The sequence below is a fragment of the Crocosphaera sp. Alani8 genome (assembly GCF_038442745.1).
Lineage (GTDB): Bacteria > Cyanobacteriota > Cyanobacteriia > Cyanobacteriales > Microcystaceae > Crocosphaera.
The window spans coordinates 1-19864 of record NZ_JARVCN010000185.1 but is presented as its reverse complement, the minus strand read 5'-3'; the positions used below and the strand labels follow the sequence as shown (position 1 = coordinate 19864).

18 protein-coding genes are annotated in these 19864 nt (G+C 35.6%); 11 read left to right on the top strand and 7 right to left on the bottom strand.

Going from position 1 to position 19864, the window contains the following annotated elements; translation table 11 throughout:
• Positions 1-55: 55 nt before the first annotated feature.
• The 4 genes from P9B04_RS12020 to P9B04_RS12005 all read right to left on the bottom strand — a co-directional run bounded on the left by P9B04_RS12020 (position 56) and on the right by P9B04_RS12005 (position 3754).
• Positions 56-1009, bottom strand: a complete 954-nt coding sequence (locus tag P9B04_RS12020; RefSeq protein WP_342055229.1) for an alpha/beta hydrolase — start codon at positions 1007-1009, stop codon at positions 56-58.
• A 50-nt stretch (positions 1010-1059) separates the two neighbouring features.
• A complete protein-coding gene (locus P9B04_RS12015) occupies positions 1060-1446 on the bottom strand; it encodes a DUF1499 domain-containing protein (RefSeq protein WP_342055228.1) in 387 nt (128 codons plus the stop codon).
• 268 nt (positions 1447-1714) lie between these two features.
• The gene (locus P9B04_RS12010) at positions 1715-2401 is read right to left on the bottom strand and encodes a Uma2 family endonuclease (RefSeq protein WP_342055227.1); all 687 of its coding nucleotides are present in this window, start codon (positions 2399-2401) and stop codon (positions 1715-1717) included.
• 171 nt (positions 2402-2572) lie between these two features.
• Positions 2573-3754 carry a pentapeptide repeat-containing protein gene (locus P9B04_RS12005; protein ID WP_342055226.1) on the bottom strand — a complete coding sequence of 394 codons (1182 nt, stop codon included), beginning with the start codon at positions 3752-3754 and terminating at the stop codon, positions 2573-2575.
• 267 nt (positions 3755-4021) lie between these two features.
• Between P9B04_RS12005 and P9B04_RS12000 the strand changes: the two genes are divergently transcribed.
• The 8 genes from P9B04_RS12000 to P9B04_RS11965 all read left to right on the top strand — a co-directional run bounded on the left by P9B04_RS12000 (position 4022) and on the right by P9B04_RS11965 (position 11226).
• A complete protein-coding gene (locus P9B04_RS12000) occupies positions 4022-4948 on the top strand; it encodes an NAD-dependent epimerase/dehydratase family protein (protein WP_342055225.1) in 927 nt (308 codons plus the stop codon).
• A 21-nt stretch (positions 4949-4969) separates the two neighbouring features.
• Positions 4970-5560 carry a D-sedoheptulose 7-phosphate isomerase gene (gmhA, locus tag P9B04_RS11995; protein WP_342055224.1) on the top strand — a complete coding sequence of 197 codons (591 nt, stop codon included), beginning with the start codon at positions 4970-4972 and terminating at the stop codon, positions 5558-5560.
• Between the two features lie 11 nt (positions 5561-5571).
• Complete coding sequence (locus P9B04_RS11990; protein ID WP_342055223.1) at positions 5572-6135, top strand: D-glycero-alpha-D-manno-heptose-1,7-bisphosphate 7-phosphatase; 564 nt, start codon at positions 5572-5574, stop codon at positions 6133-6135.
• A 6-nt stretch (positions 6136-6141) separates the two neighbouring features.
• Complete coding sequence (locus tag P9B04_RS11985; RefSeq protein ID WP_342055222.1) at positions 6142-7314, top strand: glycosyltransferase family 1 protein; 1173 nt, start codon at positions 6142-6144, stop codon at positions 7312-7314.
• A gap of 4 nt (positions 7315-7318) precedes the next feature.
• On the top strand, positions 7319-8488 hold the full coding sequence (locus P9B04_RS11980) for a glycosyltransferase family 4 protein (RefSeq protein WP_342055221.1): 1170 nt from the start codon (positions 7319-7321) through the stop codon (positions 8486-8488).
• A 76-nt stretch (positions 8489-8564) separates the two neighbouring features.
• Complete coding sequence (locus tag P9B04_RS11975; protein WP_342055220.1) at positions 8565-9659, top strand: glycosyltransferase family 4 protein; 1095 nt, start codon at positions 8565-8567, stop codon at positions 9657-9659.
• Between the two features lie 60 nt (positions 9660-9719).
• Positions 9720-10313 carry a PEP-CTERM sorting domain-containing protein gene (locus P9B04_RS11970; RefSeq protein ID WP_342055219.1) on the top strand — a complete coding sequence of 198 codons (594 nt, stop codon included), beginning with the start codon at positions 9720-9722 and terminating at the stop codon, positions 10311-10313.
• A 331-nt stretch (positions 10314-10644) separates the two neighbouring features.
• Entirely contained in the window at positions 10645-11226 is a 582-nt protein-coding gene (locus P9B04_RS11965) for an Npun_F5749 family FMN-dependent PPOX-type flavoprotein (RefSeq protein WP_342055218.1), read from the top strand.
• A gap of 20 nt (positions 11227-11246) precedes the next feature.
• Here P9B04_RS11965 and P9B04_RS11960 read toward each other — a convergent pair whose 3' ends face one another.
• Entirely contained in the window at positions 11247-13469 is a 2223-nt protein-coding gene (locus tag P9B04_RS11960; RefSeq protein ID WP_342055217.1) for a caspase family protein, read from the bottom strand.
• Positions 13470-13676: 207 nt separating this feature from the next.
• Positions 13677-14840: a sulfate adenylyltransferase gene (sat, locus tag P9B04_RS11955; RefSeq protein ID WP_342055216.1), complete on the bottom strand. Its 1164-nt coding sequence runs from the start codon at positions 14838-14840 to the stop codon at positions 13677-13679.
• Positions 14841-15194: 354 nt separating this feature from the next.
• Between sat and P9B04_RS11950 the strand changes: the two genes are divergently transcribed.
• The 3 genes from P9B04_RS11950 (at position 15195) to clpP (ending at position 18480) form a co-directional block, all read left to right on the top strand.
• Entirely contained in the window at positions 15195-15563 is a 369-nt protein-coding gene (locus P9B04_RS11950; RefSeq protein WP_342055215.1) for a response regulator, read from the top strand.
• Between the two features lie 16 nt (positions 15564-15579).
• Positions 15580-17769: an AAA-like domain-containing protein gene (locus P9B04_RS11945; RefSeq protein WP_342055214.1), complete on the top strand. Its 2190-nt coding sequence runs from the start codon at positions 15580-15582 to the stop codon at positions 17767-17769.
• 69 nt (positions 17770-17838) lie between these two features.
• Positions 17839-18480, top strand: a complete 642-nt coding sequence (clpP, locus tag P9B04_RS11940) for an ATP-dependent Clp endopeptidase proteolytic subunit ClpP (RefSeq protein WP_342055241.1) — start codon at positions 17839-17841, stop codon at positions 18478-18480.
• Positions 18481-18537: 57 nt separating this feature from the next.
• Here clpP and P9B04_RS11935 read toward each other — a convergent pair whose 3' ends face one another.
• Positions 18538-19800 (bottom strand): TAXI family TRAP transporter solute-binding subunit, encoded by a 1263-nt coding sequence (locus P9B04_RS11935; protein WP_446717995.1) that lies wholly within the window; start codon positions 19798-19800, stop codon positions 18538-18540.
• Positions 19801-19864 lie beyond the last annotated feature (64 nt).

The window sequence follows — 19864 nt, the reverse complement described above, 5'->3', positions numbered from 1 at the left end:
TCACTTTTACTATATTAACATAGTAAAGAGCTATTGGCAAGTCTTGATTGTTAATCTAGCGAGTAGCTGACTGGGTTAATAGGTGTTTCATTAACACTGGCCAAGCAAAAAAGTTTTGTAAGACCATCTCCATGCGACCTGACCAAGATTCTTCGCTGTGTTGACCTATGGGGTCTTCAAAAATAAACAAATTTTCACCGTAGCGATAACCAAACTTATTAATTAATAAATCTCGCATTTCTCTACCTCTTACAGTGGCTCTAGCTTCAATATAAGAGTTGTGATAACCTCCCTCTCGAATCAATCCCCAATCTAAATAAACTCTGGGTTGTAATTGAGGATTTCCTAATGTGGTTTCAGCCACAGATAGCAAGGCTGAATACTCCAGTGATCCTAATAAATCCCTCGATAAATCTAGAAAACAAGAATCGATAATTGAATCCAAACCTACCCAAAACGAAGGAGAAAGTGCAGCAATACAACCAAATTTATTAGGGTGTTTAACCGCGGTATAAAATGCAGCTAAACCTCCATGAGATGCTCCTAAAACCATAGAATTTTGTGGGGTATGTAGAGTTCGATAATTATCGTCAATAAAGTCTTTTATTTCTAAGGCTACGTAATCTGAATACGTCTCCAATCCCCCCCAATTTCCATCTTTCATTGGGGCATGAGTATACTCATAATCACGGTCAACAGGACAGATAGCCACCACAATTACTCGACATATTTGGTTGGTTACATATAATCTGCTTAAAACATCCCCTACATTCCAGCTTTTACAATAGTTTCCTCCCGAAAAAAAGGCGGTATCTCCATCATTCATGTATATGACAGGATAATATTCATTGCTGTATTCATAATCTCTTGGTAGGAAAACATGGATAGTTCTTGTTTTACCATCTATATTATTTACTTCAAAGTTATTGTAAGTGTGAAAGTAACCTGCCCAATGTCCTTGATCATGAAACCAACCATTTTGTCCGCCTATCGTGAAGGGTTCAGCCATTATATTTGTAAATTAAAGCTTTGCTTCTCAACTTTTTTTAAACTGTAATTTTAGTTTTTCGATTCGATCTTAACTCTAATTTCTTCAACTCTTTTACGGTTTAAACCTAGATCAGATTTTCCTAGACGAGATGCAGAGCGAACATGAATTACATTTTCAGTGTTATCGAGGTAAAATTCTACGTCATCCACATATCCCATTAAAGGGGTTTTAAATTCAGCATAGAGATAATCATTGGTTTCTTCAATAATGGTGGTTCTTTCCATGCTTTCAACAACTTTTTTTAACTCAGCTATAGATATCATGGGAAGGGGAGCAATTTTTGATTGTGCATCAGAACTTTGACTATTGACGCAGTTGGGAGTTCCTGGACAAGCACCTAATTTACCATTTTTAACGCCTAAATTATTGGGTCTAGTTCCTGAAAAATTAAACATAGTTTTCTTCCTTATTTTGAGTTTTTCGCTGTTAATATTTTGGGAATTTTTTGACATTATTAAGTTATCGATGATCACAAATCCGTCATTTTCTGAGAATGACAAGGAATATAGACACCGTAATAACACTGTATTAGTTTATCAAATTACTGGCCTAGAGGATAGTCTATTGTTCAATAATGGACAATGAACAATGGATAATGAATAATGATTAGAAAGAATTAGGAATATTTACAGATAAAATTCAAGGTTTCAATTAGCTTTTAAATTAATCATTAATAGATATTTTTTGACAAAAATTTTTATGCTCAAGTGTATCTATTCCTTGTTTTAACACTTCTAAAACTTTAACTAAGTCTCCGTTTAGTAAAGCGGTTAATTCTAGCCATAAACCAGGGTATATTTCACTTTTAATAATTCCATTTTCATCTGCTTGTAGTTTAATATATTTTTCGTTTTTTAATCTAAACCAGTCAATTTCATTATCATCTACTCGCCATACTAAATATTCTTGAACTTGATTACGACGGTAAGCTTTTAATTTATCATGTAAGTCAATAGAGACGGTACTTGCTGCAATTTCTACTATTAATTCTGGCGCACCTTCTACATATCCATCTTCACTAACTATTGATTGTCCACCTTTTTCTATCCTTAATAAAGCATCTGGTTGCGGTTCATTTTCTGGATCTAATCTAACTGTACAATTATCTCCTATTTGAACACCCTGAGTATAAGCTTCATAAGTTCCTAACCAAGTCATAATACGACCATGAGGATTACCGTGTTTATTAATTCTTAAAGGAGATCCCATATATACAATACCTTCTATTAATTCTGCTTTTTTAACATGAGTCATCTGTTGATAACGGGTTTCAAACTCTAAACGAGTTAAGCGATCGCCGTTTTCTAACAAGGGAATTTTTATGGTAGATTTTGTGATACTTTGTGTCATGATTTTTGTCCTAAACTTTGTTTATACTATTGATAAATAATCTATAGCAGTTCCCATACTTGTGAGGTACAGAAGTTATCTCTTTGAGGCAGAAGGCAGGGGGCAGGAGGCAGAAGTTAGGTGTACCTCATGAGTCCGAGAAACGCTATATTACAGACTTATTTGTTTAATCTACTTTTTGCAAATTGATTCCCTATTTTCCTTTTGTGTGTCTGATAAGTTTAATTTCGCCTCCATATCTTTATTATATGTTGCTGACCAGAAACTGGGTTGTTGTTTGATTTCGTCTATATTAATATTTTTAGCATCTGTTAAGTTGGTACAATATAAATTTGTCCCTCCAAATACTGTATCTTGAAGATTAGCATTAGTTAAATCAGCATTAGTTAAATTAGCTTTCATAAGTTTTGCACCAGTTAAATTAGCATAAGTTAAATTAGCTACTTGACAGTCTTTCGGGTTATCGCAACCTTTTTTTTCGTCTATAAATTGTGAAAGATTAGCATTAGTTAAATTAACACCTCTAAGATCAGCATCAGTAAAATTAGTTACTGGGCAAATATTAAGTTTAATCCAAGGGAATATAACCCCCAAAGAAAGTTTAACACGCAAAATTTTAATACAACCTTCTCCCTCGAATCTTTCAAGATCAGCATCAGTAAAATTAGCTTTCATAAGTTCTGCATTAGTAAAATTAGTTCCTCTCAAACCACTCTTACTAAAGTTTGCACCCCTAAGTTTTGAGCGAGTAAAGTTAGCTCTATTAAGATAGGAGTTATGCAGTTTAATATGTTTAAGAAATACGCCACTCATATCAATATTATTAAAATAATATCTGTTCGTACTTAGATTACAATAAGGGTATGTATCTAAATTGGCCTTCTCTGATTCAATTAATATGTTTCCTTGTTGTACTTTATCTTTATAAGTTTTACATATTCCTTCTTGTCCAATAGATTCATGACCTGTTGCTTTAGTATGATTAATTAAATCTGATTCATATAGATAAATAAGGACAACTCTTCTACTATCGCTATTTAAGTTTCTCGTATATGCTCTAGTGAGATAATCAATCTCTTTTATCTGTTCTAACTTAAATGCAAAGCTTGGTCTATCATCTATCAATTCGGTTTTTTTTTCTTCCTCTTCTCCTATAATAATTTCATTCAATTTATCGAGATAATTATTTAATTGTTTGGTTTCTTCAACTTTTTCGGTATGTACATTAACTCTCCAACTAACCAACAAAGTTAATACAGAGATTATTAGGGTTATTATGGGTATTATACCGATGTTTGTTGAGCTATCTTTTGAGCTTTTAAAATTAACGATAATTTCTATATCATTTGCCATGACATCTTAATAAGTTTAGTTGCTGCAAATTGAATCTCAAACCTATCCTCCTTTGATTGACATAATATAACAAGATATAGAGGGAAAAAGAACCATGATTAATTATATTTATCTTTCTTCAAAAATAAATATCTTTCTTAATAACTTTATCGCTGTCTTAACTTTCTCAAATTAAAGCAACTCTTTACAAAAAGTTACGTCACAGCTATAGTGTCTCTACTTGACTTCTTTTTTCCTAAGAGTCAATGCTGTTCATAGGATGTAACTATGAAAATCTTAATTACTGGTGCATCTGGGTTTCTGGGGACTAACTTATGTTCTCAACTGGAAACCCAAGGTCATGATTTAATCAAATTAAACTCTAAAAACTGCGATCTGACAAAACCAGACTCGTTATTAAATTTTAATAATGTTAGTTACGATCAAATCTATCATTTAGCGGCTTGGACTCAAGCAGGGGACTTTTGTTTGTACCATCCAGGGGAACAATGGATAATCAATCAACAGATGAATACCCATGTGTTGACTTGGTGGCAAAAACATCAACCCCAGGCTAAATTTATTTGTATGGGAACAAGTTGTGCCTATGATCCCGACTTAGCTTTAGTGGAAGAGAATTATCTAACAGGGATGCCTATTAGTAGCCTATTTACTTATGCGATGACGAAAAGAATGCTCTATGCAGGACTTTTGGCTTTAAATAAGCAATATGGTCTCAAGTATCTTTGTTTAGTTCCTTCGACCCTTTACGGCACAGGATATCATACCGATGGTCGTCAGATGCACTTCATCTTCGATCTCATCCGTAAGATTATTCGCGGTAAACTGTACGATGAACCCGTTATCCTATGGGGGGATGGCTACCAGTCACGGGAGCTTGTCTTTGTAGAAGATTTTGCTAAAATTGCGATGGAATTAGCCCAAAACGTTGATAATGACCTCATTAACATCGGTGCAGGGGAAGAATTTACCATTCGTCACTTTGCTAAACTGATTTGCGAGGGAGTGGGATACGACTTCAATAACATTCAGTTTGACACCTCCCGTTATGTGGGAGCTAAGTCTAAATGCTTAGCTGTGGACAAACTTAAGCAATCTTTACCCAATTTTGGCTTAACTCCATTAGAATTAGGATTAACGAAAACAATCGAGTGGTTTTGGCAGGAGCAAGAAAAACTTGTCCCTGCTCATTAACTAATATGTGAGGATGGAACGGTGAATTATTGGATTCAACATAGGCTAAAATGCCTGGAAGAAGCGTTTAACCCTAAATACTGTCGCTCTTTGGAGCATACCATTGGTGTTGTTGCCAGACAGTTCAAAGCGGGGAATAAACTGTTAATCTGTGGAAATGGCGGCTCTGCGGCCGATGCACAACACATTGCGGCAGAGTTTGTAGGAAGGTTTCAACTGCATCGTAAAGGGTTACCTGCGATCGCTTTAGGAACTAACCCGGCTACACTAACAGCATGGTCGAACGATTACGAGTTTGAGACTGTTTTTGCGCGTCAAGTAGAAGCATTTGCCCAACCAGGAGATATTCTCTGGGGTATTTCCACTTCTGGGAAGTCTGCTAATGTCATCCGTGCGATGGAAATGGCTAAAGAGTTAGGCCTAATCACCATCGGTATGTCAGGTAACAGTGGAGGACAATTAAAGGATCTCACAGATTATCCCTTATTTGTTTCAGAATATCACACTCCTTATATTCAAGAAATCCATCTAATCTCTTATCATCGTATTTGTGAAGAGGTGGAAGCTCAGTTATTTGCTAAAGCTAGTTTAGAAGCACAAATCGCTGTCTAATAATAGTAACTATGACAACAACTCTTACCCCTTATACGCAACTCCAAAAGGCTCTATTTTTGGATAGAGATGGGGTTGTTATTAAGTATGTTCCTTATCTAAGTAAAGTGGAACAAGTTGAGCTTCCTCTGGGTGCAGGGGAAGCTTTAAGGCGATGGCAAAATGCTGGTTATTTATTAATTTTAATTACTAACCAAGCAGGGGTAGGAAGGGGTTACTATACTTTAGAGGATGTGGAAAAAGTACACGATTATATTGTTGATGAATACGAAAAATTTGGGGTAAAATTTGCTGATATTTTTTTATGTCCCCATCATCCTCAAGATAAATGTTTGTGTCGTAAACCTGCTCCTAAAATGTTGATCGATGCTTCCAAAAAGCATGGTGTTTCTTTGTCTCAATCTTTTTTTGTAGGGGATGCACCCAGTGATATACAGTGTGCTATTAATGCCGAGTGTCAACCGGTTTTAGTCTTAACTGGAAGGGGAGAGGAAACCTTGCAGAATATTGAGCAATATACACGTAAAGTCGAAATTTTTAAAAGTTTACAAGATACAGTAAAGTTAATTAGATAGTTAACTATGAGTAAAGATGAGGAAAAGAAGCTATCGCCTACATTTGTATCATTAATTCCTAATTTAATGGAAGGCGAAGGACATATTATTCCTTATCACAAAGCTGTTAATAAAGCGGTAGATAGTTTGGGGTGGAAACATAAGATTGTTGTTCCTATTGATAGTAATGTTGATAATTTACCCAGTGGTTGGGATGAAGGTTTAAGTAATAATAGTTTAGAAAAAGAAGGTAATTTATTAAAAAAGATTTTTAGGTTAAATGAAAGTGTAAAGTTAGGAAAAACTATTGCCAACTATCTAAACTATCACGTTGTCAATAATTCACAAGATTCTATTATTTTTTTAGAAAGATTTATTCATTTACAGTTATTTGCTTTGTATCTAGCATTATTTTTGGTTCCTACTGATAATTTATCCATTTGGTTATTGTATAGACTGAATACCCATAAAGACAATACCCGTTCGATTTATAAGTTACTTAATTTTTTGATAAAAAAGAAGATAAAACCAGGAAGATTCAAACTTTTGACCGATAGCGATCGCTTAAGTAAATCTTTATCCAGCTACTTTGAAACACCTGTAACAGTGATGCCTATTCCTCATACGGATATAAGTAATGTTAGCACAGAATACCAAGATAAATCGAAAATTGTTTGTTGGTGGCCAGGTTCCCCTAGAGAAGAAAAGGGATGGAGTATTATCAAAAAAATAGCCCATTACTCAGGAGAAAATACTAAGAATATTCGTTTAGTTTGTGCAGAAACCTCTGAAGTAAAAGCAGTTACTAATGGGGTAAAATTGACCTTAGTTGGCAACTATTTAAACAGAGAAGAATATTACAGTTGGTTAGGAGTAAGTCAGGTAATTTTATTACCTTATAATTATCCTGCGTATGAAGGAAGAACATCAGGAATATTTACCGAGTCCATCATGGCAGGAAAAATACCATTAGTTACAGAAAAAACGTGGATGGCAGCTGAATTACTAAAACATAATTTGGTAGAATTAATTATTAACTGGGAAAATTATCAAGATGTTTTTGATATCATCAAAAAAGTTATTCAAAGTGACACAACACAAGATAAAATAAGACGAATGCAATATAGTTATCGACAATTTCATAATATTGATAACTATGGTTGCGTTATGAATAAAATTTACCGAGAAACCATACTTTAAAATTATGTTTAAAGTTTGTATCGATGCTACTCCCATAAGGGGAAAGTTAACAGGTATTGGAGTTTACACATTAAACCTTATTAACGCACTATATCAACTGCAAGAAACAGAAGACTTTAGCTTAGATATATATTTTCATCCTTCTGTTAAAAATTGGCTAAAACGGAACTTATCCACACCACAACCATTGAGTCAGTATTCTCAAGTTTCTTGTGTACCCATTCCTGTTAGTCTAGCAAATATTTTTGCTAAATATTCCCCCTTTATATTACCCTTTTTTGAAAAATATTTAGAGAAACCCGATCTTATTCAAGGAACAGATCATTATATTTTCCCCCACAGTCAAGCAAAACAAATAATGACCATACATGATCTAACTTTTATCAAGTTTCCCAACTATTCTACTAACATTGTCAAAGGATACTTAGAAAGAATAAAAAGGTGTTTAAGTTGGACAGACGCTATCATAACCTTTTCAGAAAATACCAAACAAGATATTGTAGAATTACTCAATATTGACCCCAATATTATTTATGTAACACCGCAAGCAAGTCGCTATTCTCCTAACTATTTAAACCGTCAACTCTTGTATGATCATCGTAATGTAATCGATTATTATTTGTATAAACCTTATTTTCTCTTTGTCAGTACTTTGGAACCCAGAAAAAATATTTTAACCTTAATAGAAGCTTATGAATACTTGAAACATACTTATAAAATACCCCACCAACTTATCTTAATAGGTAAAAAAGGATGGAATTATAAAGATATTTTAGAAAAAATAGAATCATCTCAATTCAAAGAAGATATCCAACATTTAGACTATGTTTCTGATGAATTAGTTGCTATATTTTACAGTCAAGCAGAAGCATTTGTTTATCCTTCTTTTTATGAAGGTTTTGGTCTTCCTGTACTCGAAGCAATGACATTAGGTTCACCAGTCATTACATCTTATAACTCTTCCCTACCAGAAGTTGCAGGAGATGCCGCATTATACATTGATCCCCATAACTATTATGAATTAGCAGAAATAATGCTAAAGGTAGTTGATAATTCTACTTTAAGAAAAGAGATGATTGAAAAAGGGAAAAAGCAAGCTAATACATTTTCTTGGCAACGAACAGCACAAACAAGTTTGAATGTTTATAAACAGATACTTTCTAATAATTCTTAGTGTAGTATCATCATTGTAATGGCGAGTTTGTCTGAATTATTATATTAAGGATTTTACTATTTTTAATAATTAAAAAATGACACAATTTTCAAAGTTTTTAATCAATCTATCTTTACTGTTATCAAAACCAACAGGAATAACAGTTTATGCTAATAACGTTTTTCCTTATTTAAAGACTTTAGAACCTACTTTGTTAGCAGCAAAACAATATCAGGATTTTAATACCCACTTAGTTCCTAATAATTTAACTCCAGAACAAGGCACAAAAGGACACTTGAATAGGTTACTTTGGACACAGTTTAAACTCCCTAAAATTTATCATAAATTACAAGGAAATTTATTATTTTCTCCTGTTCCTGAAGCACCTTTGTTTACCAAATGTCGTTCCATAGTAATGGTCCATGATCTAATCCCTTTACGCTTTCCTAAAAAAACATCCCCTTTAACTCCTTATTTTAAATATTATATTCCCCAAGTTCTTAAACAAGCAGAACATATTATTTGTAATTCTCAAGCAACAGCTAAAGATATTGTTGAGATGTTTAACATTTCTACTCAAAAAATTACTCCTATTTTACTTGCTTATGATCAGAACCATTTTAAACCTTTAGAAGTCCAACAAGATGCTTTAAACATTCCTTATTTTCTCTATTTAGGTCGTCATGATCCACATAAAAATGTTAATCGAATTGTAGAAGCTTTTGCTAAGTTGAAAAATAACAAAAATTATCAACTTTGGTTAGCTGGTCCAACAGATAAACGTTATACCCCGAAATTAATAGAACAAGCACAAGAATTAGGCATTGAAAAACAAATCAAAATACTCGATTATGTAGATTATGAACAGTTACCCATATTATTAAATCAAGCATTAGCATTAGTATTTCCTTCCTTATGGGAAGGGTTTGGTTTTCCTGTTTTAGAAGCGATGGGATGTGGTACTCCTGTTATTACTTCAAATATCTCTTCCTTACCTGAAGTTGCCGGAGATGCCGCCTTATTAGTTAACCCTTATAATCTAGAAGAAATAACAGCAGAAATGCAAAAAATTGCTACAGATAATGAAATGCAATCGCAGTTAAAAAGATTGGGTTTACAACAGGCAAAAAAATTTAGTTGGCAAACCACAGGAGAGCAAACTTTAGACACATTGAAAAAATTTCTTAATTGAAGTTAACATATGTGTGTTTACACTCTCGAAAAAAAGTTAAATTCAGAACTAGGAATAAATATGAAATATTCACAATGCAAATATTGCTCCCTCTTGAAAAGTCAAGGTTTTAGCTATGTTGCTAGTTTTGTCGCCGTTGCTTCTATTGTAGCTTCTGCTGATGTGGTTAATGCCGCTACTTTTAGCTTCTCCTTCGGTAATGAAAACGGTCTAGTGGATGGTACTGTAGAAGGTACTATTGAATTACCTGATGGTGATGGTACTTTCAGTGCTACTTCTATTATCGTAACTTCTGCTCCAACTGAATTGGGATACACCTATCCATTAGATTTCTTCAACTCTACTGGTATTTTTGAGAATTCTTTTACTGTTGAAAATGGTATGATTGATAAGGAAAATACTCAGTTTGAAGTTGAATTTGCGGCTAATGTCGTCTTCGGTTTACGAACCTCTTTTAGTGGTGGTGCTAGTTTTTTAACTGACAGTGGAAACCCAAATAGTAGCACTTTTAATACAGGTGTTTTCGACAGTGACAGTTCAACACTAATATTCTCTGTTCCTAGCGTAGAGTCTACTCCTGAACCTACTTCTATTATTACATTACTGGGAGTGAGTGTGTTAGGATTAGCCAAGAAATTGAAGGAAAAAAACTAAATAACTTAAAACATAAAATCTAGAATTATTAGTTTTATGATCAGAGTTAAAATTAATTAGATTAGCTCTGATTTTTTAATTTCTTTTAATAAGATAGTAATTAGTGTCCAAAATAAAACACAAATACTTCACCTGATATTATTGCAAGAGCATTACTTCTTCTTTTTCTTAAATAATTTAGTTCCCATTTCTGTTTTAGCTGAAAAAATCAAGTAAGCAATCAAGAGTGTTATCCCAAGTAAAAAAGAAAATAAATCACTACTCATAGTATTATTATTTTTTGCTATAATGATAGTATTATTAGATTATAACAATCATACAGTATTAACTGATGACCGAAAACTTGCCTCCTTGGCGATCTATTGTGTCTCGCGCTCTCCATCGAAATCGAAGTTTACCAAACGCCCGTTATTTTCAATTAGCAACTGTTGATCGTGAAGGCAATCCAGCAAATCGAACTGTTGTTTTTAGAGGCTTTTTAAACAAGAGTAATCAACTACAAATTATTACCGATAGTCGTAGCCAGAAACTCACTGAAATTAATCATCATTCTAGTAGTGAGATTTGTTGGTATTTTCCAAAAACTAGGGAGCAGTTTCGCATAACAGGAAAAATAACAATTATTGACCATAAACATGAAAAAGAGAAAGCAAGATTAACCGTTTGGCAAAACCTTTCTGATGCAGCAAAACAACAGTTTACCTGGCCTCATCCAGGGGAAAATTTAACTGAAAATAAGGAAGATTTTAAGCAACAAATTCCCTCAACTACTCAACCTGTACCTAATTTTATTCTCCTCTTATTTAACCCAGAAAAAGTCGACCACCTAGAATTAAAAGGAAGTCCCCATCAACGAACTTTTTATTACTTAGATGATGAGAAAAACTGGATAAAACAGTTAGTTAATCCCTAATGGAGAACAGCAATAACATTTTAGATCACTTTATAGATAAAGCTGAGGGTTGACCAAGCACGAACATCAAGAATATGGTTATCGGGACTAGGTTCAAGGACTGTGTTAGTTTTTTTACTGGCGTTTGCTAGGTCTTCAAGAAGCGATCTAGCTACTGTCAGAGGACTGTCTAGGGTAATAATTTGGTCCTTATCGAGTTTAAAATCTGAAATTTTCTTGAGGGTTTCTAGGGTTTTCTCAAAAGGTGCCACCGCTGCAATCACTAAAATCTGTTCCCATCCTTGACTATTAGAGGCAGTCCAGGTGAGGCCAGTGGAGGTTGAAGGAACAAAGTTTTTCATTCCTGGTTTGAGAGATAGTTGCTGCTCGCTATTTCCTTCTTTTTCGGAGTCGTAGGGGGGAATATAAGCGATAGGTTTTCCGCTACTGTTAATGCCCAAAATTAGATAGTAAAGGGGTTTTTTCCCTGTATTTTCTAGCTGATAACGCAACCGTGTACCCCCTGCCACTTGAGGAAGACCAGAAAAATTGGAAGGCCGTTTTATGTCATTTTTATTTTTATTGATAGTTTCTTGTTGTGCTATTTCAGTTTCCGTTCGAGTGGTTTGCCGTTGTTCAATAAAGTAAGGTTGAGGATCTAACCCTTCGAGGGAGACACGCCAAGGGAGTTGAGAAGAGGTTTCATTGAGGGTTAAGCCCCACAATTTCGTGGCCAGAAGTTTCTCTAAGATGGGACGTAGTCTACCAATGGCAGATTTGATAGCTTCTCCCGATTCTGCGACGCGATTAGGCAGTTGCACTCCACCAGGAAGAAACAGAGCATAAGTTGCTCTTTCTTTAGGTTGGGACGAAGGGATATCCAACGATGAACGCAACCCTAAAATACAGTCCACTGGCTGCTCTCCTTCAGTGACTATATCTTCCACAATATCGATAGCAGAAAAAGCACTGGTAGCATCAACCCTCTCAATCCTTTGTAATTGAGGATCGAGAGCAACCGTTAGACCGATGTTATTAGAAAGACAACGAAGAGACTCTTGTAATAGTTGTCCTACCTGTAAGGGTGGGGATAATGACTTCTCGTCAGAAACTTTGCGGACGGTAGCTTTAAGTCCATCCCGAGAACGCAATTGTAGGGGAACGGAAGATAACCCTTGGTGGGTTATGGGATAGAAAATTGAGTTGTTCTCGTAATGTCTTAGGATGTTGGCAGGAATGCCTGTTATGGTAATTTCAGCCGTCTCTTCATCAACACCACTAATAAAAGCTTCTGCCCCCTGGAGGGTGCTAGGAAGGAGATAATAAGTAAACAGAGGTTGAGTGGGACTATTTTCTTGTTGGGGTTCTTGTTTTCCTCCCATAACAGGGAGTATTTGTTCTGTGGTCTTATTTAGGGTAATATTTATCCGACTCGCAGGAACCGTTGACCATAGATATTGAGTCAAAGCGTAGGTAAAAAGTCCCGCACTAAAACCATCCCCTTTTATTTCTGTGGCTGTTTGTTGGGACCCGGCCGCACTGAGAATTACCCCAGCAGATTTCTCTTTGGCTTGGTTTTTGGAGAGTTTTTCTTTAAGTTGTGCTTGAAAAGTAACTTCTTCTTGCTCTAGGGTATTTGTTGCGTAAGGAAAAGATCGAGTTCTGAGATTACCCTGAAGGGTTTGACCACTACTTTGGTAACTGGTGTCAAAAACCAAGGTTACTTTTTCCGTGGCCAGCGATCGCCCTAATAGTTTAATAGTTTCTTCTAGAATATTGTTAGTATTTGGCTTGCCTCTTTTCAGTGTGATTCCGTCTTGAGGAATAATCCCTGGTCGTTGGCTTTGAATACTATTAGAGATGAGAGCAGAGGGTATATTAACATAATTGCCGTAACCGCTAAAGTGGAAGACGACCACATCTCCTGGCTTAGCTTGTTTAATTAAATGTTCTAAAAAAGCGTTTTCTATGTTTTGGCGGCCAGCCCCATCATCGGTCAATGTGAGGATGTCTTGGCTATTAAACCCGAACCGATGAATAAGTAAGTCTTTTTGTCTCTCAACATCAGTAACACAGCCTTCGAGGTTAAACTTTGGTCCGTAGTTATTAATCCCCACCAGCAAAGCTAGTTTGCGATGGGTGGGTTCTGCTAGGGTTTGATAGTATTTCTTTAGTGGCTGGTTTGGATGTAGCCGTGTCAGGCTCTCTTGAGCGACCCCCCAGATGAGTAAGGTCTGTAAAAAAGTACGCCGATCCCATTTCATTGTTTCTGTTTGCTCTGTTGGGAAGATACCGCTATTACAATCACCCTAAGATGTGTAGGCTTTATTTATTCTATTATAAATTTGTGGTTTACAACGAAGATGTTTAAGATTAACCGTTATTAGAAAAATGGGGTGGGGATAATAGAGCTTGAGGTCAGATATGGTCTGTCCTCTTCCCTATTATTCCTCCACCACATATAGTATCAATTAACCTTGCATGGCTTTAACCAATTCCGCTGCTACTTCTGGACGAGAAAACTGAGCCGGTGGCATTTCTCCCCGTCTCAACATTTCCCGAACTTTTGTTCCTGAGAGGTGAATTCGCTCTTCTTTGCTACTAGGACTGGTTTTGCTGGTGGCCATTTGTTGTGTCCGTTTACAGTAGAAGGCGTGTTCAAATTTCATAGGGATAATACCCAGTGCTTCGGGATCGAATTGATCGAAAATGTACTGTGCATCGTAGGTTCCGTAATAGTCTCCTACACCAGCGTGATCCCGTCCCACAATAAAGTGGGTACAACCGTAATTTCGACGCACGATAGCGTGGAAAATAGCTTCCCTAGGTCCTGCGTAACGCATAGCTGAAGGATTGATGGCTAGGATGACTCGATCCTGGGGAAAATAGTTATCCATCATGATTTCGTAACAACGCATCCGTACATCAGCAGGAATGTCGTCGCTTTTAGTGGCACCTACAAGGGGATGTAAAAATAGTCCGTCTACCACTTCTAGGGCGCATTTTTGGATGTATTCGTGGGCGCGGTGAATGGGGTTACGGGTTTGGAAACCGACAACGGTGGACCATCCTTTCTCTTGAAACATCTTGCGAGACTGGGCGGGATCGATTTGGTATTTGGGGAATAATGGATGCTCTGCGCGTTCTAATAACCAAATAGGACCGGCTAAATTAACAGCCCCTTGATCGTAAATAACTTTAACCCCGGGGTGCTTGCTTTCGTCTGTTTTGTATACGTTGACTGCTTCGTGGGTTTTGTTGTAATGGTATTTCTGGGTTAATTCTAGAACCCCAATAAAGTTACCTTGGGGATCGTCTAATCTTACCCAGTTACCTTCTTTGAGAGAGTCAGCAACCTCTTCGCTCACCGATAGGGTAACAGGAATAGACCAAGGAACTCCATTGTTAAGGTGCATTTCTTCAACCACGGTTTCGTAGTCAGCTCTCTCCATGAAACCTTTTAGGGGACTGAACCCACCAATGGCGATCATAACTAGATCAGAAGTAGCCCTTTTGTCCAGGGTAATTCTCGGTAATTTGTCCGCTTGGGCTAAAAATTCTTCTTTTTCAGCCGCAGTTGCGATACGATTGATTAAATGACCCCCATGAGGGGCAATGCCGTTTGTATTTGTCATTTTAATTATGTTTTTATATTAGCCGTCAGAATTTATGGTAGCAGGGTCTGAGGACTTTCGGTCAACTAACTCAAATAAATAATTATCATCAGGTTTTAATGGTAATATTTATTTGAGAAGTTACAGGGTAACTAATTGAAAAGTTCGTCCCAGGAGTCGGCGACAGTTATCCCATTATTGCATGGCCTATTAGCTGTGTTAATAGAATAAAAATGTTATCTAAAGTCTATTCCTTGTCCTAAATTCATATTCTATATCCTTCACCAATTCGGTGTAAATCTTTACTGTTTAAAACGTGTTTGATGTTAGCATAGAATTCTTTAATTAATTGGCAAAATTATTAGGAAACATACCATGAATATAATGGTTGTCGATGATGAACAAGATATTACTCTCTTGTTTAAACAGAAGTTTAGGCGAGAAATCCGACACAAAAAACTAGAATTTTCTTTCGTTTTTTCAGCTGAGGATGCTTTAAACGCTCTTAAAGACCAAGAAAATGACCTAATCCTTATTTTGGCTGACATTAATATGCCAGGAATGAATGGTCTAGAATTGCTAAAAATTATTAAAGAAAATTATCCCGAAATTAAGGTATTTATGGTCACAGCTTATGGAGACGATTACAATTATCAAACAGCCATAGAATATGGAGCAGATGATTATTTAACTAAACCAATTAAATTTGAACATCTTAAAGAAAGAATAAGTAAATTACTTTAATTAAAAATACAGTTCTATGGAAATACCCACAATTTTAGTTGTTGATGACGAATTAGACTTAGAACGGTTAATAAAACAAAAGTTTAGAAAAAAAATAAAACAAAAAGAACTCAACTTTGTCTTTGCTCACAATGGACTAGAAGCTCTAGAGTACATTGAAGCTCATGAAGACATTGATATGGTTCTTACTGATATTTATATGCCCGAAATGGACGGGCTAACCCTATTAACTAAAATTCAAGAAATCAACCCTATTCTCAAAGCAATTATTATTTCCGCTTACGGCGATCTCGATAATATTCGAGCAGCTATGAATTGTGGGGCTTTTGACTTTTTAACCAAACCAATTAATTTTAAAGACTTAGAAATAACTACCACTAAAACCCTTAATCACGTCAAACAGATTAAAACTGCTTTGGCACAAGAAAAAGCTGCAATACAAGCTCAAGAAAAATCTTTAAATGAGTTAAAAATAGAAATTGAGAAGCGGAAAAAGGTAGAGGAAGCCTTACGAAATAATGAAAAACAGCTTACTCAATTCCTAGCGGCCATTCCCGTGGGAATCTTTATTATTGATGCCCAAAATAATTACCCTTACTACGCCAATCACCAAGCTCAGCAAATGTTTGGGGAGAAACTTGCCACTGATATAAATTATGATGAATTGATTGAAATTTATCAACCTTATTGTTTAGATACTGGTAAAAAATATCCCATCGAAAATTTACCTATGAAGAGAGCTTTACGGGGGGAAAATACTACGGTTTCAGATATAGAAATTCGTCATAAAAACAAGCATATTCCTCTAGAAATTTCTGCCCAACCTATCTACGACGAAAAAGGTAATATTTCTTATGTAATTGCGGCTTTTAAAGATATCACTCAAAGAAAAAAATCAGAAGCTGAAAAAAACCATTTTACTGAAGAACTAGCTAGAAAAAATCTTGACTTAGAAAAAGCTAAGGATGAGTTATTTAACTATAGTACAACTTTAGAAAAAAAGGTTGTTGAGAGAACCCAAGAATTAACAGAAACCCTAGAAATTCTTAAAGCAACTCAAGCAGATTTAATGATAGAAAATGCTCTCCTGAGAAATGCAGAAGATACAGAAATATATGATTATCAGGTTGGAGGAAGTTTACCCATAGATGCTCCTAGTTATGTAGTCCGTTCTGCTGATCGCTATCTTTATCAATCCTTAAAATCAGGACAATATTGTTATATTTTGAACGCAAGGCAAATGGGTAAATCCAGTTTACGCATTCAAATAATGAAACGATTACAAGCAGAAAACTTTGCCTGTGTTGCTGTAGATTTGTCAGAAATTGGCAATCGAGAATTAACTATGAAACAATGGTACGCAGGATTTATTTATATATTATTGACTGGCCTAGACTTATTAGATAAGGTTAATTTCAGAGAATGGTTAAAGCAACACGATTTTTTATCTCCGGTACAATGCTTAGGAGAATTCATAAATCAAATAATATTAACTAATATTCCTGAAAATATTGTTATTTTTATCGATGAAATTGATAGTGTTCTCGGCTTAAATTTCCCAATGGATGACTTTTTTATCTTCTTGAGAGGTTGTTACAACAAAAGAGCCGATAACCTTGACTATATACGGCTAAGTTTTGTTTTATTAGGAGTTGCTAGTCCTTGTCAATTATTAGCAGACAAACAAAGAACTCCATTCAACATAGGTCAAGCAATTCATCTACAAGGTTTTCAGTTGCACGAAGCGCAACCTCTATTACATGGGTTAAAATCTAGAGTCAAAAATTCCCAAGCTGTATTAAAAGCTGTTTTGTATTGGACAAACGGTCAACCTTTCTTAACACAAAAAATTTGCCAATTAATTCATAAGTCTCAAGAAGAAATCCCTGAAAACCAGGAAGAGAAATGGGTGGCTGACTTAGTGCGATCGCAGATTATAAAAAATTGGGAATCTCACGATGATCCCGAACATTTAAAAACCATTCGTGATCGGATTTTACAAACATCTCTGAATAAAAAACATCTCCTAAAACGGTATCAAACTATATTAAATCAACCTAATTATCCTATGGTCGAAGATTATGAGATCAAAGAATTAATTTTATCGGGATTAATTATTGAACACAAACAGCATTTAAGAGTTCATAATCCAATTTATGCAACAATTTTTAACAATAGTTGGATAGAATGTATGAGTAATAAATAACAGTGAGCAGTTAGCAGTGAGCATGGAACACTAAACCATAACTGATAACTGCACCAAAAACTCGCTAAAATCAAAAGTAACGAAAAAAAACATCGACACTCTATGATTCCAACCGTTATTGAAACCTCTGGCCGTGGGGAACGGGCCTTTGATATTTATTCCCGTCTGTTGAGGGAACGTATTGTTTTCCTTGGACAAGAGGTGAGGGATGAAAATTCCAACTTAATCGTTGCTCAATTGTTATTCCTTGAAGCAGAAGACCCAGACAAGGACATTTATCTCTATATCAACTCTCCCGGGGGTTCTGTGTCCGCCGGTTTAGGTATTTTCGATACCATGAATCAAATTCGTCCTGATGTCTGTACCATCTGTATAGGTTTAGCTGCGAGTATGGGAGCGTTTCTCCTCAGCGCAGGAGCAAAGGATAAGCGCATGAGTCTCCCCAACTCTAGAATTATGATTCACCAACCTCTCGGTGGGGCCCAAGGTCAGGCCACAGATATCGAAATTCAAGCGAAGGAAATCTTATATCTCAAGGGATTATTAAACAATCACTTAGCTAGTCACACTGGACAACCTCTAGACAAAATCGCTGAAGATACAGAAAGGGACTTCTTTATGTCCGCAGAAGAAGCTCAAGAGTACGGATTAATCGATCAGGTGATTAATCGTCGTCCTTCCGCCAGCAATCCTCCTGTTATTGCTGGATAATCGGTCATTTTAGTTAATAGTTGTATGCTTTACAACTATTAACTATATCTGTTGAATTTAATTAGAGTCTTGAGGTTGATTATTTCCGGAACGAGCTAAGATAGTTTCCCGTTGATAGGTTGCTGATAAAGCAACTTGCCAAGGAAAAGTAAACGATTGAAAAGATTCAGGACTAATTAAATCTTTATCTAAATCAACAATTACTTCATTTAACATTTCTAGAAGCTGCGATCGAATCTCTTTCAACTGCGATAAATCTTCTGTTGTTTGAATGTGGTCAATAATTTTAAGTAATTGTAAATTGTACAAATCTGCTCTATTTTTTTGTTTTCCCGTAAACCAAGAACGCAGCTGCCAAACACCAGATAGTAACAACATGGAAACGGATATACATAAGCCAATTGCTTCTGCATATTCTACTAAAAAACTAGGATTCCCCTTATTATAATAATCTAATGCACCTGGATGAAACGTAAAACCTAAATGTGGTTTATTTTTCCACTGCTCAATCATAGCGGCTTGGGTAAATTCTTGTACTAATTCGTTTCTCCCTTCGTACAATATTCGGGTAATTTCAAAAATTACTTCCCGACTAATTTTTTTATTAGTAACTAAAACTGCTCGCACTCCTACTGCTGGTAAATCTTCTGAGGGAGTGGGACTACCGCCATGATAGCTTCCTTTCGGAATTAACGTCACTTCTAAAGCAGGAAGTTCTAATTGTAAAGCAGCTCCTTGATCGATAGGAATTAGTTTGATTTGAGGATTTTTTAGTAATTCAACAACAGCACTATTTTCTAAAGAAACAACCCGAAATAAAGCATCTACTTTTCCACTTTCTAATGCTCGATGTGCTTCGGTAATTGGCAGAGGAATAGTCTCAATCGTATCAATGTCTAATTGATAATGTTGTTCCAATCTCCAAAACATATTATAAGAACCACTGCCCTTTGACATCAAAGCCACGCGCTTCCCTTCGAGATCACTAACATCATTAATTTGAGCATCTTTGCGAACCATCAAATGGAATATCTCGGGAAAAAGAAAAGCAACTGCTTTGGTGGAATTGTTGACTATTGTATCGCTTTGAACTAAAGCTAACTGAGCTTCATTTTCCTGTAATAACTCAATATTTTCTTGAGATCCGTTACTTTCTATGACTTCTATTTTTATCAGTTCATTATGATTATTAACAACTTTAGATAAGGCCTGTCCGAAAGCATAGTATTGACCTTTTTTTTGCCCTGTTGTTAAAACCAAAGTATGAACCCTTTTGCTATCTTGAAACAATAAAATAGCAAAAATAATAACTAGAAACACACTTCCTAGAGCTATAGCAATCAGGAATGAGGTGTGAGAAAATGAAAGAATAGTAAATCTAGAC